The 15,861-nt window shown below is 42.7% G+C and carries 14 protein-coding genes and 1 pseudogene; 10 read left to right on the top strand and 5 right to left on the bottom strand.

Annotated features, from left to right (window positions below; genetic code table 11):
• Positions 1-80: 80 nt before the first annotated feature.
• From rsfS to lipA, 10 genes and pseudogenes are all read left to right on the top strand, one after another.
• Positions 81-410 (top strand): ribosome silencing factor, encoded by a 330-nt coding sequence (gene rsfS, locus ACRWQL_RS14410; RefSeq protein ID WP_226413721.1) that lies wholly within the window; start codon positions 81-83, stop codon positions 408-410.
• Positions 410-880, top strand: coding sequence for a 23S rRNA (pseudouridine(1915)-N(3))-methyltransferase RlmH (rlmH, locus tag ACRWQL_RS14405; protein ID WP_226413719.1), 471 nt, complete (start codon positions 410-412; stop codon positions 878-880). The genes rsfS and rlmH overlap by 1 nt, the downstream gene beginning before the upstream one ends.
• A 98-nt stretch (positions 881-978) precedes the next feature.
• Positions 979-2,885, top strand: a pseudogene (gene mrdA, locus ACRWQL_RS14400) (penicillin-binding protein 2).
• On the top strand, positions 2,878-3,999 hold the full coding sequence (rodA, locus tag ACRWQL_RS14395) for a rod shape-determining protein RodA (protein ID WP_434926974.1): 1,122 nt from the start codon (positions 2,878-2,880) through the stop codon (positions 3,997-3,999). The pseudogene mrdA and the gene rodA overlap by 8 nt, the downstream one beginning before the upstream one ends.
• Positions 4,000-4,008: 9 nt before the next feature.
• On the top strand, positions 4,009-5,004 hold the full coding sequence (gene mltB / locus ACRWQL_RS14390) for a lytic murein transglycosylase B (protein WP_434950692.1): 996 nt from the start codon (positions 4,009-4,011) through the stop codon (positions 5,002-5,004).
• Positions 4,994-5,818 (top strand): septal ring lytic transglycosylase RlpA family protein, encoded by an 825-nt coding sequence (locus ACRWQL_RS14385; RefSeq protein WP_434938889.1) that lies wholly within the window; start codon positions 4,994-4,996, stop codon positions 5,816-5,818. The genes mltB and ACRWQL_RS14385 overlap by 11 nt, the downstream gene beginning before the upstream one ends.
• Positions 5,819-5,941: 123 nt before the next feature.
• Positions 5,942-7,156, top strand: coding sequence for a serine hydrolase (locus tag ACRWQL_RS14380; RefSeq protein ID WP_434926976.1), 1,215 nt, complete (start codon positions 5,942-5,944; stop codon positions 7,154-7,156).
• A gap of 134 nt (positions 7,157-7,290) precedes the next feature.
• Positions 7,291-7,557: a DUF493 family protein YbeD gene (gene ybeD, locus ACRWQL_RS14375; RefSeq protein ID WP_226413709.1), complete on the top strand. Its 267-nt coding sequence runs from the start codon at positions 7,291-7,293 to the stop codon at positions 7,555-7,557.
• A gap of 109 nt (positions 7,558-7,666) precedes the next feature.
• The gene (gene lipB, locus ACRWQL_RS14370) at positions 7,667-8,317 is read left to right on the top strand and encodes a lipoyl(octanoyl) transferase LipB (RefSeq protein ID WP_434938891.1); all 651 of its coding nucleotides are present in this window, start codon (positions 7,667-7,669) and stop codon (positions 8,315-8,317) included.
• A complete protein-coding gene (lipA, locus tag ACRWQL_RS14365) occupies positions 8,317-9,282 on the top strand; it encodes a lipoyl synthase (RefSeq protein WP_434926978.1) in 966 nt (321 codons plus the stop codon). Before lipB ends, lipA begins: the two co-directional genes overlap by 1 nt.
• Positions 9,283-9,456: 174 nt before the next feature.
• On the opposite strand, the gene ACRWQL_RS14360 is transcribed toward lipA, so the two are convergent.
• The 5 genes from ACRWQL_RS14360 to ACRWQL_RS14340 all read right to left on the bottom strand — a co-directional run bounded on the left by ACRWQL_RS14360 (position 9,457) and on the right by ACRWQL_RS14340 (position 15,740).
• Positions 9,457-9,930: a hypothetical protein gene (locus ACRWQL_RS14360; RefSeq protein ID WP_434950690.1), complete on the bottom strand. Its 474-nt coding sequence runs from the start codon at positions 9,928-9,930 to the stop codon at positions 9,457-9,459.
• 204 nt (positions 9,931-10,134) lie between these two features.
• Positions 10,135-10,440: a DUF3240 family protein gene (locus tag ACRWQL_RS14355; protein ID WP_434926980.1), complete on the bottom strand. Its 306-nt coding sequence runs from the start codon at positions 10,438-10,440 to the stop codon at positions 10,135-10,137.
• Positions 10,437-13,490: an efflux RND transporter permease subunit gene (locus ACRWQL_RS14350; RefSeq protein WP_434950688.1), complete on the bottom strand. Its 3,054-nt coding sequence runs from the start codon at positions 13,488-13,490 to the stop codon at positions 10,437-10,439. The genes ACRWQL_RS14355 and ACRWQL_RS14350 overlap by 4 nt, the downstream gene beginning before the upstream one ends.
• 1 nt (position 13,491) lies before the next feature.
• Positions 13,492-14,523, bottom strand: a complete 1,032-nt coding sequence (locus ACRWQL_RS14345; RefSeq protein WP_434950686.1) for a membrane fusion-like protein — start codon at positions 14,521-14,523, stop codon at positions 13,492-13,494.
• Entirely contained in the window at positions 14,520-15,740 is a 1,221-nt protein-coding gene (locus ACRWQL_RS14340; RefSeq protein ID WP_434950685.1) for a metal transporter, read from the bottom strand. The genes ACRWQL_RS14345 and ACRWQL_RS14340 overlap by 4 nt, the downstream gene beginning before the upstream one ends.
• Between the last annotated feature and the right edge of the window lie 121 nt (positions 15,741-15,861).

Here is a 15,861-nt window from a genome sequence, read left to right as displayed (position 1 = left end):
TAAACACCTTTGCTTAATTGCTTCCGTGGGATGAAATTGAGTATAATGCTCCGTTAATTTTGACTAGTGAGGTAATTCGCGTGCAAAGCACCGAACTGAAAGATTTCGTCGTCGATAAAATCGAAGACTTAAAAGCAAAAAACATCGTTGTATTAGATGTTAAAAAACAATCAACTATCACTGATACTATGGTGATTTGTACTGGTACATCTAAAACACACGTTCGCTCTATTGGTGAACATCTTGTTGTTGAAGCCAAAAAAGCTGGCATGCAACCACTTGGTGTTGAAGGCCGTGACAGCAGCGAATGGGTATTAGTAGACCTAGGTGAAGTGATTGTTCATGTGATGCAAGAGCAAACTCGTGAATATTACGAGCTTGAAAAATTGTGGTCGAACAATAACGCCTAATGAAGTTACAACTGATTGCCGTAGGCACAAAAATGCCCGACTGGGTTACCCGAGGTTTTGAAGAATATCAGCGTCGTTTCCCCCGGGATATGCCGCTAGAATTAGTCGAAATCACTGCGGGTAAACGGGGCAAGAATGCTGATATCGCTCGAATTTTGCAAAAAGAAGGCGAAGCAATGCTAGCCGCTGTTGCAAAAGGCAATCATATTGTGAGCTTAGATTTGCCCGGTAAAAATTGGACAACACCCGATTTAGCTGAACAAATGACAAAGTGGCAATTAGATGGACGAGATGTAAGTTTATTGATTGGTGGGCCAGAAGGACTTGCCCCAGCCTGCAAGGCCGCAGCAGATCAAAGCTGGTGTTTGTCAGCCCTAACATTACCACATCCACTTGTGCGTATCTTAATTGGTGAAAGCCTCTATCGCGCCTGGAGCATCAATAATAATCATCCTTATCATCGCGAGTAATAGGGTGTGAGTTCATTAAAAGACATTTATGGTTGTTGACACCGCAACACGATAAAAGCGACGCTAACCTTTTCGCTATTTACCCGCTGGAGACTTAAGTGCCGCCAAAGAAGCGCATCACAATGCATGACCACGCCGCCGAGGCTTCGTTATTCAAACGCCGTGCATTGTTCACTTTTTTTTGCGTGTTCATTTTACTCAGTATAGTATTTTTTAATCTGTATCAATTACAGGTGGTTTCTTACAAAGATTATGAAACCCGCTCCAACGACAACCGTATTAGAGTTGTCCCCACCGCCCCCAGTCGCGGACTTATTTTTGACCGACACGGTCAGCTACTCGCAGAAAACCAACCTTATCACTCTCTTGAAATGATCCCTGAGCGAATTGACGATCTTGATGCCACTTTTGATCAACTCAATGCTGTGGTTGAGATATCTCAAGAAGAACGTGAACAAATTAAAGACACCCTTAAGTTTCATCGGCGCTTTAAACCGCTCACCATTAAGGGAAAATTGACCGAAGAGCAAGTAGCTGCTTTTTCAGTTGATCAACACATGTTTCCCGGTATTTATGTTGAAGCAGGGTTAAAACGTAACTACCCCTACAATAGCCTCATGACACATGTTCTGGGTTATGTTGGTAGGATTAACACCAGTGATAAAGCACTGTTAGAAAAAAGTAATAGCTGGAAGAATTATGCGGCGACTAACGATATTGGCAAACAAGGTATCGAAAAGTTCTATGAGACTTTACTCCATGGACTGCCAGGACATTTAGAAGAGGAAGTGAATAACCGTGGCCGAGTTATTCGCACCTTGAGAGTCACTCCGCCGACACCTGGGCAGGATATATATCTCACGCTTGATTTAAAGCTCCAACAAAAAGCAATGGAGTTGCTAGCGGGTAGACGGGGGTCAGTGGTTGCCATCGATCCTCAAGATGGTGGTATTTTAGCTATGGTGTCTAGCCCAAGTTATGACGCAAATTTATTTGTCCATGGTATTAGTAGTCAAGGATATAGTGAGTTACTGAATGATAAATCTCGGCCATTAATAAACCGTGCCACCCAGGGACAATATTCTCCTGCATCCACTATTAAGCCATTAGTTGCACTCCTTGGTTTAGAAGAACGCGCAATAAGTGAGAAAACACGGGTTTGGGATCCTGGCTTTTGGCAAATTCCTGGCGTTGAACGCAAATGGCGCGATTGGAAAAAATGGGGCCATGGATGGGTTGATGTTTATCATGCCATTGTTGATTCATGCGATATCTTTTTCTACGACCTAGTTTATAAAGTCGGTATCGATAAAATGGCCAGTTTTATGTCGCAATTTGGTTTTGGTGAAAGAACCAATATCGATATATATGAAGAAGTCGCAGGCATTATGCCATCACGTGACTGGAAACGCTTACGTTACAACCAAGCCTGGTATATTGGCGACACGATTTCTGTCGGTATTGGTCAAGGATACTGGACCAGTACGCCATTACAACTCGCGAGTTCTACAGCAATTTTGGCCAATAAAGGTCGTCGTTTTACCCCGCATTTATTGAAAACCTTTAAAGATGACAAGGTCAAAATTGATGCGCCAATAGATGAACAGCCACCGATTGAGCTTAAAAACCCTAGAAATTGGGACATTATTAACGAAGCTATGCGTCAAACTGCTGATAAATCAAGATTTACCGATGCGACGTACACAGCTGCAATGAAAACAGGCACGGCGCAGGTATTCTCGGTCGGTCAGGATGAAAAGTATAATGCTGATACTATTGCTGAGCATTTACGCGACAATGCACTCATTGTTGCCTACGCCCCCTATGAGAATCCACGCATCGCCTTAGCCGTTGTGCTTGAAAATGCGGGTTGGGGGGAGCTAATGCCGGCCCCTTAGCGCGCGCCTTACTGGACGAATATATCCTCAGGGATGAATGGACTGTACCTAGCGACACACTAACAGATACCGCTACAACGCCTGCAAATGAGCAACCCAATGAATAGCCATCATAGTCACGGTCATCATCACAAAAAAAATATTTGGCAAAAGCTGCATATTGACTTGCCGCTATTGTCAGGTCTGTTGATATTAATGGCTTTTGGATTATTCGTTATTTATTCAGCCAGTGGCGAAAGCATGGCGATGATGGAACGTCAGTTAGTGCGAATGGGGTTATCTTTATTCATCATGCTTGCCATGGCACAAATAAATCCCGAAGCATTAAAACGCTGGGCGCTACCTATTTATGTCGCGGGTATTATTTTATTATTAGGGGTAGATTTTTTTGGCACCATTAATAAAGGAGCGCAGCGCTGGTTAAATCTTGGCTTTATGGAATTTCAACCTTCAGAGCTTATTAAACTTGCCTTCCCCATTACCATGGCATGGTATATCAGTAAATTTCCCTTACCGCCTAAAAAACGCCACCTTGCAGGTGGGGCAATCATCCTATTAATTCCAACGCTACTGATCGCCAAGCAACCAGACTTAGGCACCTCAATTTTAGTCGCTGCTTCAGGGGTGTTTGTATTGTTTTTATCGGGCATGAGTTGGTTAATAGTGGGTGCTATTATCATTGCCGGACTGATTTTTTTGCCGATTTTATGGTTCTTTTTAATGCACGACTATCAGCGTACTCGTGTGCTGACATTATTCGACCCGGAGAAAGATCCCTTAGGTGCGGGTTATCATATTATTCAATCTAAAATAGCCATTGGCTCAGGCGGATTTTGGGGCAAGGGTTGGCTAAATGGCTCTCAGTCACAGTTGGAGTTTTTACCCGAAAGACACACCGACTTTATCTTCGGCGTTATTGGTGAAGAATTTGGTTTAATGGGCAGTTTATTGCTATTGAGTATTTATCTGTTCATTATTGGCCGTGGTCTAGTCATAGCCTCACGGGCGCAAACCAGTTTTGCACGCTTATTAGCCGGCAGTATTACACTCACATTCTTTGTATATATCTTTGTTAACATAGGCATGGTTTCAGGCATTCTGCCTGTCGTAGGCGTGCCTTTACCGCTAGTCAGCTATGGCGGTACATCTATGATGACGCTGATGACAGGCTTTGGCATTTTAATGAGTATTCAAACTCATAGACGATTTATTGATCGATAGGAAGGTGTAATGAAATTATCTACCCGTTTATTTAGCGCGATCACCTTAGTCGTATCGACACATATTGGTATCGCCTCGGCGGCGACAGATGTCGACGCCTTAAAAAAGCAGTTTATGGCAGAGCAAATTAAACAAGGCTTTAGTCAACAAGAAATTGAAGCATTTTTAAATGAATCGACTTATACCCAAGAAGTGATTGATGCCATAACCAAACCCTGGGAAGCAAAACCTTGGCACCAGTATTATCCTATTTTTCTCACCGAAAAACGCTTGGCCAAAGGGCTAGAGTTTTGGCATGAAAATGCCGATACCATAGCCAAAGCTGCCGATAAATTTAATGTTGACCCGCAAATCATTGTCGCCATCATAGGTATTGAAACATTTTACGGTGGTTACATGGGTAACTATCGCGTGCAAGATGCCCTGTACACTTTAGGCTTTTACTATGCCCCAAGGGCCACTTTTTTTAGAAGTGAATACGGTAACTTGATGTCACTCATTAAGGAAGAAAAACTCGATAATGCCAGCTTGAAAGGCTCGTATGCCGGCGCGATGGGGTTTGGTCAATTTATTCCATCTAGTTATCGCCATTACTCAGTCGACTTCAGTGGTGATGGCCGCAGAGACTTACTCACGAGTAAAGCCGATGCGATTGGCAGCGTAGCAAATTATTTTCATCAGCATGGTTGGCAACGAGGCGCACCGGTGGCCTTACCGCTAAATCATACCGATAATAAAGCCCCAAAAGCCAAAGTATGGACTAAAGAGAGATTACATTATCGAGCCTCAGATATTTTGGCTCCGACATTAAGCTTGGCATCTGCACAAGACATTGATGTTTCTCAGCAAGCGCTATTAGTAAAATTAGAACAACCCGAAGCAGACGAATACTGGTTGGGACTTAAGAACTTTTATGTTATCACCCGTTATAATCGCAGCCCGCTTTATGCAATGGCTGTTTACCAATTTAGCGAACAATTAAAAGCCCAATACAATGCAAAATAAACTCTATCTAAGTACCATTGTCATGATGATTATATTGCTTATGGCGGCATGTTCATCAAAACCAGATAACAAAAAAGGCAGTGTAGGGGCAAGTAGCCAATCGGGTCGTTACCAAATGGCGGATGACCGCTATCCTGATAATGCGCCAGATGTCAGCAAAGTTAAAAATGCGGTGCCCAAATACGAAGCATACACCCGCCAAGGCAATCGTAATTACACTGTTTTAGGCAAAAGCTATAAAGTACTGCCTACAGGTAAAGGCTTTTCCGAAACCGGTCACGCATCATGGTATGGGGCTAAGTTTCATGGCCACTTAACCTCAAATGGTGAAACATATGACATGTATACCATGTCAGCAGCACATAAAAACTTACCGCTGCCAAGTTACGTTAAAGTCACTAACCTTGAAAATAATAAACAAATTATTGTGAGGGTAAATGATCGCGGACCTTTCCATAATGGCCGCGTAATTGACTTGTCCTATGCCGGTGCTTATCACCTAGATATGTTGGCAAAAGGCACAGCCAAAGTAAAAATCGAAGTCATTCATATTGAATCAAATGACCAGCGAGGCATATCTGAGGCGACCAGCAACGAAATTCATTACATTCAAGTCGCAGCATCCAAAGACAAACTACGTGTGAATGCCCTAGCAAAAGAGCTCGAAAATAAATACGGCGTTTCATCTCGAATAGTATCAAGAGATGGCATACACAGAGTCCAGTTAGGTCCAATTGGTAAAATTTACTTAACCAATAAATTATTAGATAACTTGCATAGCCAAGGTTACCCACAAAGCTTTATTGTTCCTTAATTTATCTAGTAATTTACTCGATTAAGGAACCTTAATGCAATTTGGTTGACTAATAGTGGCACGACTAATGTTATAATCTTTTTTATTGTCTTTTCTTCGAATTAATAGAGACCAGCTAATTTCATGATAAATATTGCCAAAGCACCAATTGCGACTGCACTGCTACTTTCTTTTGTGTCGTTTACCTCTTCTGCTAACACACCGCAGCCAGATGCACGTCCAACGCCTAATCGCGCCCCAATGGTTACCCCTGATGCACCAAGTGTTGCGGCAAAAGCCTATGTGTTAATGGATTATTATTCAGGCCGCGTCATCGCAGAGCAAAATGCTTATGACAGCTTAAACCCTGCTAGTTTAACTAAAATGCTGACCAGTTACGTTATTGGGCATGAAGTTAAAGTGGGGAATATTTCACTAGATGATGATGTGCTTATCACCCAAAATGCCTGGTCAAAAAACTTTCCTGATTCATCAAAAATGTTCATTGAAGTGGGAAAAACAGTCAAAGTTTCCGACTTAAATCGCGGTATTATTATTCAATCAGGAAACGATGCGTGTGTTGCTATGGCTGAACACATTGCAGGCACAGAAGGTGCATTCGTTGATTTAATGAACTCATGGGCAAAGCAGCTAGGTATGAATGACAGCTACTTTGAAAACTCACACGGTTTAGATTCAGATGCTCATAAAACAACCGCATACGATATGGCCATTTTAGGTGCGGCACTTATTCGTGATGTGCCTGAAGAATACCGTGTCTATTCAGAAAAATCTTTTACCTTCAATGGTATTAAACAATACAACCGTAATGGACTACTGTGGGATAACAGCTTAAAAGTAGACGGCATTAAAACAGGTCATACTTCGGGTGCAGGTTATAACTTAGTCTCATCTGCCACCAGTGACGATGGCATGCGTTTAATTACCGTAGTACTGGGTACTAGTAGTGAGTCAGCCCGTAAAGCTGAAAGTAAAAAGTTACTTAACTACGGTTTCCGCTTTTTTGAAACCATCACGCCTTACAAAGCGGGTGACACTTTTGTAAGCCAAAAAATTTGGTATGGCGATGTTGATAATGTTGACCTAGGTGTCATAACAGATACGCCTATTACCATCAGCCGTGGCAAAGCCAAAGATCTTCAAGCTAACTTTGAGCTAACTAAGCCATTAAGTGCCCCACTTGCTAAAGGCGAAACGGTTGGCCGCGTGTTCTTCCAATTAGATGGGAAAGACATTGCTCAATATCCTTTAGTGACATTAAATACTGTTGAAGAAGGTAGCTGGTTCAGCAAATTGATGGACTACTTCAAACAAATGTTTGCTAGCTGGTTTGAATAAGCAATAATAATTATCCTGAAAATCAATTAATTGAAGCCGCTTTTACAGCGGCTTTATTATTTCAAGTTATCTAAGCCTTGAATCAGGTATAATCGCCACCATATTTAGTGTAACAATCACCAATGAGTAATCCGATGCTAAACACAACTTTTGATGAAGTAATGACGTTTCCTAATGCATGTCCATTTAAAGTTATTGGCGATGCTGATGACACCCTAGCCGATCGCGTTGTCGCAGTAGCCCAACAACTTGCCCCAGGCGACTATGTGCCAACCGTTAAAACATCAAGCAAAGGCAGTTATTATTCGATTACGATCCGCATTACCGTCACCAGCAAAGAGCATATTGAAAAAGCGTATATTGATCTTGCCGCTATTGAGGGCGTAAAACGCGTACTCTAATCGTTAAAGAGTTCTGTAAACGTGTAAAACTTGAGTATAATACTCAGGAATTATTTTAAACACGTTGAACATACACGTGACCGGTCCAACCTTTGGGGAGACGTTGCCCTTGCCAGCATCAACATTGCACATTCGCCATCTTGGTATGCAAGACTATCAATCTGTATGGCATGCTATGCAGGAATACACTGACACCCGTGACAGTGATAGCCAAGATGAACTTTGGGTTGTAGAACATCAACCTGTTTTTACCCAAGGTCAAGCGGGTAAAAGTGAGCATATTTTAAATCCTGGCGATATCCCGGTGATCCAAGTAGACCGTGGTGGTCAAGTCACCTATCACGGCCCAGGGCAACTAGTGGTTTATCCACTTATCGACATAAAACGTAATAAAATGGGCGTCAGGCAGCTGGTTAACAACATAGAGCAAAGCATAGTTAATATGTTAGCGCTATATAATGTAGAAGCCTATGCCAAAGCCGATGCCCCGGGCGTATATGTACAAGAACGCAAACTAGCCTCGTTAGGCTTACGCATTCGAAAAGGCTGTTCATTCCACGGCTTAGCGTTAAACGTAGACATGGACCTTGGTCCATTCCAACGTATTAACCCCTGTGGTTATGCCGGTCTTGAAATGGTGCAATGCAAAGCACTCGGCGGTCCACAAACCGTACTTGAAGCTGGCGATAAACTCATTCAAACATTTAGCCAAGTTATGGGCTACCAACAACTTGTGCATCATCAAGGATTAGCAGAATAATGAATAGGCCTGAAAGATTACAACCGGGAGTTAAATTACGTGACGCCGATAAAGTTGCACGCATTCCGATAAAAATTGTACCCTCAGAGCGCGAAACCATGCTACGCAAGCCTGATTGGTTACGGGTAAAGCTGCCTTCATCTAACACACGTATTTTAGAGATTAAAGCTGCCCTGCGCAAAAATGGCTTACATTCTGTGTGTGAAGAAGCCTCTTGCCCTAACCTAGCTGAATGTTTTAATCACGGTACCGCTACCTTTATGATCCTTGGCGCTATTTGTACTCGTCGCTGCCCATTTTGTGATGTTGCCCATGGTCGCCCATTAGCCGCGGATGCCGAAGAGCCTAAAAAGCTGGCGCAAACTATTGCGGATATGAAGCTTAAATATGTGGTTATCACCTCGGTTGACCGTGATGACTTACGTGATGGCGGCGCACAACATTTTGCTGATTGTATTCGTGAAATTCGCCTGTTAAACCCTGCTATTAAGATTGAAATTTTAGTGCCTGACTTCCGTGGTCGTATCGATGCGGCATTAGAAATCTTAGCCACTGAGCCACCTGATGTGTTCAATCACAATTTAGAAACCGCGCCTAAGCATTATCGTAAAGCGCGTCCTGGTGCTAACTATCAGTGGTCACTAGACTTATTGAGAAAGTTTAAAGAACGTCATCCTGATGTACCCACTAAGTCTGGCTTAATGATGGGCTTAGGTGAAACTAACGAAGAAATTGCAGAAGTACTGCATGACCTACGTGCTCACAAGGTTGAAATGCTGACATTAGGTCAATATTTACAACCAAGTAAGTTCCACTTACCGGTTGAACGTTATGTGCCACCAGCAGAGTTTGACGAGCTTAAAGCATTAGCAGATAAACTTGGTTTTACCCATGCAGCATGTGGCCCGCTTGTTCGCTCAAGCTACCATGCAGATTTGCAAGCTCAGGGTAAAGAAGTAAAGTAACTTTTTGGCTTTAGAGTTTGAACAGAAACGGCGCTTATAGCGCCGTTTTTTTATGGGGAATGATTTACTTAAATTGGTAGGTCTTCTGCCGTATCACCGAAGCCATAGGCAATATCATGTTTTGATAGTTCAATATTCGACTTAATTTCTGTCACTTTTTTAAGGTGACAGCCCCTAATGATTGAGTTTTTTATGCAAAATATTGTATCTATGCTTCTTAGTCGAGGGACGAGGAAAAGTGTTATCTGCTGATACGCTTAATAGGTCATGACCATTTGAAATGGCATCGTTTACGTCCTGTACCGTCCAACTCAGCTGATATTCTGCATTGCTAAGCTCTGGAATTTTGATATAAAAAACGCTCCGGTGTATTGAATCCGGTTCACCAAATTGGCCAGCATCGAGTATCTGCTTTGCTAGGGTTTGTGAGTCTAAACTGAGTACAATATTGTTATCGCGTTTTAAGGTGATGGATATCAGAGTCACCTGATGTTCAAAAGTGGCTTTCAGTACATTTGGGGTGGTACAGGCCCATTCAAACTGCCCATTAATCTGCGGATTATCACTCTTATTAGCATATGCGCAGTATATTGGTGCGCTAACCAATAACAGCACAAATACCAAATTTAAAAAGCGATAAAAATTCATAGCTAAACACCTTATCATTTATTAATCCGTCAATTTCAGGTGTGTGTATTAAGAATGATTAACGTTAATATGATTGGCGCTTGTTACACACCAATCATATTGCCCAATACAACCAACACCATACTCACTATGGCTTTATTGATACTTTGGCGTTATGCACATACCTTAGATTAAGCACACACATAAGTACCCAGCATTAGCTCGTTAGCATAACGTTCCTGTTTGCGTGATTGGGGTGATCCAGTAGCGACAAGGATTGTGTTTACACACAACAGATAGCGCATTCAGTAATGCGGCTTGAGCCTCAATAGGGTGCATGATTTCAAATTTACAAAACTCGCGATATCCTTCTACCTGCTCTTTGATATTAAAGTGGCTATGCTCGCGGCTAAAACCGCAAATATTGCCTAGGCTAAAACCTGACAAGAAATCGAGTGAAATCAAAGTGTCAACTATGTCGTCTTTAATATCATTTTGAGCGATTAGCACTAATACTTGCTCTGCGTTCATTGACGTTTCTCCAGCCAGTAATACAGGATTGGTAATAAATAAAGGGTGGTAATAGTCGATGTCAGCAAACCTCCGATAACCACTATAGCCAATGGCTTTTGAATTTCAGCGCCTGGGCCGGTGGCAAACACCAAGGGCATCAAACCAAACATGGCTGTTGTGGCTGTCATTAAGATAGGCCTTAATCGTCTTGCGGCGCCCTGTTCTACCCTAGTGATTAAGTCGCTAAATAGGTGCTTGGTTTGTTCGTAATAACTCACCATTACCACGCCGTTGAGCACTGCAACACCGAGCAAGGCGATAAAACCCACTGATGCAGGTACAGATAAATACTCACCCGATAAATACAAACTGACTATACCGCCCATCATGGCAAAGGGGACGTTGGCCAAAATTAAACTGGCTTTAGTGAGCGATCCAAATGTGGTGAATAAAATCAGGGTGATAAGCGCAATGGCAATTGGGATCACCAGTAATAAGTTATTGGTTGCCCGTTGTTGGTTTTCAAATTCCCCGCCAAAACTGACGCTGTAACCGCTTGGAAACTTAATCTCTGTGGCTATTTTGGCGTTAAGCTCTTCCACAAACCCAACGATGTCTCGGCCTTGCACGTTGGTGGTTATCACAGAGAAACGGTCACCTTGTTCACGCTCAATTAAAATTGGCCCTTCTTTATAACTGAGCGTTGCCACATCAATTAAACGCTTTAACGAATGGTCTGGCATTACCAGCAATTGCTGCTGTAGCTCGCTGATGCTGCTTAGCCCGAGCTGATTACTGGCAATCAATACTGGAGTGCGTTTTTTACCTTGCAGCACTTCCGTCACCATCACACCTTCAAGCTGACTTTTAAGATAACGGGCAAACTCGATAGTGCTCATGCCAAAGCCGCGGGCCATTTCATTATTTAGAGTTAAGTTAATAAATGGGCTACCTTCTATCATCGACATTTTGATATCGATGCTGCCTTGGGTGGCACTGACAAGTTGTTCAATTTGCCCGGTAAGCTGGCCAAGGGTATCGATGTCGGTGCCAAATACTTTAATTGCAACGTCACCAATACTGCCGGTCAACATTTCAGACACGCGCATTTGGATTGGCTGAGTAAAGTTAAAGTTTACCCCGGGGTAATGTAATAACTCGGTGCGGATAGCTTCTATAAGCTCATCTTTAGTATCAAATCGCCATTCATCGCGAGGGGCTAACTCTAAAAAGACATCGGTTTCATTCAATCCCATAGGGTCTAATCCAATTTCATCTGCGCCAGTTCTTGCCACCATCTGCTTAATTTCAGGAAGCTGAGCTAATAGGGTTTGTTGAATTTGTTTATCAATCTCAATAGAAGCCTCAAGTGAAATAGAGGGCGATTTTTCCAACTGTAAAATAATATCGCCTTCATCTAAGGTCGGCATAAAGGTTTTACCCACCAAACTAAATAAGCCTAAACTGACAATCAGTAAGGAAAATGCCACAATCATAAAAGGCTTTTTATAAATAAAAGTGCCTTTAAGACTGGTTAAATAAGCGGCTTTCAATTTTTCGATGACTTTAGGTTCTTGCGCCGATTTTTCATTCACTAAGTAAGATGCAACAACCGGAATAACGGTTAACGACAACACAAGTGCCGATAACATGGCAAACACTATGGTGACCGCAACGGGGGTGAATAACTTACCCTCTAGCCCAGTTAAGGTTAGCAAAGGCGAGAATACAATCATTACAATCACAGTACCGGAAACAACAGGCACTGCGACATCTTTTGTCGCTCTAAAAATAAGGTGCAAGCGCGGTAAACGTTGTTTGGTGGCGATAAGGTTCACCATGTTTTCAACCACTACAACCGATGAGTCCACCAGCATACCTATGGCGATAACAAGCCCACCCAAGCTCATTAAATTAGCCGATAGATTGAACAAATCCATCATTAAAAAGGTCATTAAGGCGGCTAAGGGCAAAGACAATGACACCACTAAAGCCGCGCGCACATTACCTAAAAACAGGGCGAGTAATACAATCACTAACAACACTGCCTCAAACAGCGCCGTTGAAATGGTATCAATCGCGGTATTAATCAAATTAGCGCGATCATAAAAAGTGTTGATCACACTGCCTTGTGGCAATGTCATGCTTATTTGATCAAGCTTTTGCTTAATATTGCTCACCACCTGCGCGGTATTAGCATCCTTTAGAGCAATGATTAATGCTTCGGCGGTTTCTTCACCATCTTTGGTGACGGCGCCATAACGCGCTAAATGACCAACATCAATATCAGCCAAATCCGTCAGGCGATACACTTTGCCGTTATCGGCTTTGATGACTAATTGCTCCAATTCATCGATGTCATCAATACGCCCTTCTGCGCGCACAATAATGGTGTCGGTACCTATGGTTAGCTTGCCCGCGCCCTCGTTATGGTTATTTTCCATAATGGCCTGTTGCAGCGCAGCAAAGCTGACCCCAGCCGCAGCCATTGCTGCGGGGTTCGGACTAATATTAAAGCTTTTAGCGTATCCACCTAAAATATTCACATCGGCAACCCCAGCAACAGTGCGCAGTAACGGTCGCACTTCCCACTCAAGTAATTGCCGACGCTCCATCAAAGACAGATTAGGGTTTTCTAACGAAAACATGAATATTTCACTCAGCGGTGTGCTCATGGGCGCAACACCGCCAGACACACCCTCAGGAAAACTGTCCCACACGGCAGCAAGACGCTCACTGACCTGTTGCCTTGCCCAGTAAATATCGGTTCCTTCGGTAAAATCTAAGGTAATGTCACTGATGGCATATTTAGTGGTCGAACGAAGAATCGCCTGATTAGGAATGCCCAACAGCTCGGTTTCAATCGGCACGGTGATCTGTGCTTCGATTTCTTCGGGCGTCATCCCCGGAGCTTTTAAAATAATTTTAACTTGAGTAGGTGAAATATCAGGAAAGGCATCTAATGGGATAGAAAACCAGGCACGCCCGCCCGCAAGCATTAACATCAGCGCAACGATCAACACAAATAAGCGTTGTGTAAGCGAAAAACGAATAACCGCAGCCAACATGTTATTCGCCTCCCAAACCAAGCAATATACCTTTAGCTGCCGCAACAGATTGCGATAACACCTGCATTTGGCTTAAATCATGATCACTGGCGACAATATATTGATCCGGCGTAGAGCCTAAAACATCGATGCTCATCGCGGTTAAGTTAGTGACAGTTTGGGTAAAAATTTGCGTGTCTTGATGCCAGGTAAATACACTATTTTTAGGCAGCAAATACACAGCTTTTTGATATTCAGGGATCACCGTAATTTGCTGTCCAAGTAACAGACCACAATCAGAGGTAATAGGCATTGACCATGCGGTTAAAAAGATCCCCTGTGCAATCGATGACACCTCATCAATGGCGATATGACACTGATTAATATTAATTGCCGATAATGATGTTGACTGGCTCATTGGTACATCGATTTTCACCCGAACACTGTCTACGGGGATCAATGAAAACAACTGTGTGCCCTCTATATATTGGCTGTCGATATGATTCAATTTCACCACACCAGCCATAGGAGACGTCACCACCAAGGATTCTGTCTCTGCATCAATGCCTTGCACTATCTCCATAAAGTGCTGCATATGCTCAAACGTTAAATGGGTACTGAAATAATCCAGGCTGATCTCACGCCATTGATCGGTACTGATACTGCCACTTTTTAATAAAGGCTGATTTCGTTCATAGCGTTTTTTTGCCAGTGAATATAAACTTTCAGCGGCATCAATTTGGGCTAAAAAATGAAACACCTCCGGCCCAGTTAATCTCACTATGGCCTGCCCCTTAGTGACGTTTTGGCCCTGTGTGACTAAGAATGTCACTTGCTGAATATTTTCCGGCGCAGTGACCCAATAATCATTGCCAGGCAATCGCTCAACTTGAGCGGGTAAGGAGCTCCCTTCATAACTTGCCAACTTTTGCGGCTGAATATAACTCAGGGTTAAATTGCCCAGGTCAGCCAGTGAAATAGATTCTGCTCGAGTGGCTGCCGATGATAAACACACTAAAACAGTTAAAAAATGAGCACCAAACTTGAGCATCATAATGAAATTCCTAAGGCTTGCAGTTGCTGAGAATGTAATTGTTGTAACGTGACTTGATTCAAGGCTAAGCGCGCTTCAGTATCGAGAGCATCTATGTAACGACGCAGCCAAATTTCATAGCCAATTTGGTTTTGATTTTTCACTTGGGCTAAATTTTCAGTAATGGAACGGCTCAAGGACACCCCCCTTGTTAACAAGGTTTGTTGAGCCCGCAAGTTTTGCTGCTGAATAGCAAGCCGTTGAATTTGGCTGGTAAGCTCAAGGTAGATGCGTTCACCGTTGACACTTTGTTCTTGAAAATCTTTTTGCCACATAGAAACATCGCTTTGAGACAAAGCCGAACTAAAGCTCAAGGGCACATTAATTCCTATGCCTAAATGTTTGTCATTAAACTGATCAACTGCGGTTTCTTTAGCGGTTAACGATAACGTCCACGGATCTTGCTCTCCGCTTTGCTGGCTTTGTAACATCAGTTGTTTTTGTTGCAATTGCAGAGAATGAAGCAGCCAGGAAGGATGTTGCATCAACGCAGTTTGAACATGTTCTGGCGCGCTAAACTCACCTATATCAATGGCTTTTTCGACTATGTCATCGGGTAATTGATTCAGGCCAGTTAGCGAGGTAAACAAAGTCAGTGCTTCGGTTTGTTGCTGCTTAAACCCTATCTGTTCAAGCTCAATATCCACCAGCTCTTTTTCGAGCAGCAATATATTCACCAAGGGTAATTCCCCTGCGTCGGCTAATTTTTTTTGCTGAGTATATAGTTTAGATAACAGTCTTGATTTACGCTCAAGTTGATTTAACTTTACAGCGGCAAGTCGTTGGTCCCACATACTTTGCCTTAACAGCCCAGATAAATACAACTTTTGTAAGCGGGTTTGTTGTGCCTGAAGCGCCTGACTCAGTTGCACAAGCTGTTTATCACTTTGGTGCAAACTGAAGGTTTTTATTGGCAGGTTTAGGGATAATTCTTGCTCATAAATGTTACTATTATCCAAATCACCAAGGTAACTTAAGCTCACACTGGGTAACCCTGTTAACCAAGATGAACTGTTCAGTTCAATTGCAGATCTCTGACTTAGCGGTGATTTAGCTAGTCTTGATTGACTGATTTCAACTAATTGAGGTAACGCATTATTGGCAGCAATACTGCCAAAGCAAGTGCTACCTAAAGCGATAAACAAACATATTTTGATACTAAACTTAACTGCCGACATAAGTGATTTCTGTTCCCCTAAATGAATACTCACTTTATCATTTAGGGCCTAAACCACATGGGTAAGATGTATCATAAAAACGCTTATGGGACATATGTACCATAAAATAAAGCCATGATTT

The sequence above is a fragment of the Shewanella sp. HL-SH4 genome, from assembly GCF_051164845.1.
GTDB lineage: Bacteria > Pseudomonadota > Gammaproteobacteria > Enterobacterales > Shewanellaceae > Shewanella > Shewanella glacialimarina.
The sequence above is the reverse complement of the archived record's forward strand: the minus strand, read 5'-3'. Positions and strand labels throughout refer to the sequence as shown.

Coding starts and splice junctions, on each gene's coding strand:
- ACRWQL_RS14380 (WP_434926976.1), top strand. CDS start 5,942: ATGATAAATATTGCCAAAGCACCAATTGCGACTGCACTGCTACTTTCT.
- ybeD (WP_226413709.1), top strand. CDS start 7,291: ATGCTAAACACAACTTTTGATGAAGTAATGACGTTTCCTAATGCATGT.
- ACRWQL_RS14355 (WP_434926980.1), bottom strand. CDS start 10,440: ATGAACGCAGAGCAAGTATTAGTGCTAATCGCTCAAAATGATATTAAA.
- ACRWQL_RS14350 (WP_434950688.1), bottom strand. CDS start 13,490: ATGTTGGCTGCGGTTATTCGTTTTTCGCTTACACAACGCTTATTTGTG.
- rodA (WP_434926974.1), top strand. CDS start 2,878: ATGAATAGCCATCATAGTCACGGTCATCATCACAAAAAAAATATTTGG.
- ACRWQL_RS14385 (WP_434938889.1), top strand. CDS start 4,994: ATGCAAAATAAACTCTATCTAAGTACCATTGTCATGATGATTATATTG.
- ACRWQL_RS14345 (WP_434950686.1), bottom strand. CDS start 14,523: ATGATGCTCAAGTTTGGTGCTCATTTTTTAACTGTTTTAGTGTGTTTA.
- mltB (WP_434950692.1), top strand. CDS start 4,009: ATGAAATTATCTACCCGTTTATTTAGCGCGATCACCTTAGTCGTATCG.
- ACRWQL_RS14360 (WP_434950690.1), bottom strand. CDS start 9,930: ATGAATTTTTATCGCTTTTTAAATTTGGTATTTGTGCTGTTATTGGTT.
- rlmH (WP_226413719.1), top strand. CDS start 410: ATGAAGTTACAACTGATTGCCGTAGGCACAAAAATGCCCGACTGGGTT.
- ACRWQL_RS14340 (WP_434950685.1), bottom strand. CDS start 15,740: ATGTCGGCAGTTAAGTTTAGTATCAAAATATGTTTGTTTATCGCTTTA.
- lipA (WP_434926978.1), top strand. CDS start 8,317: ATGAATAGGCCTGAAAGATTACAACCGGGAGTTAAATTACGTGACGCC.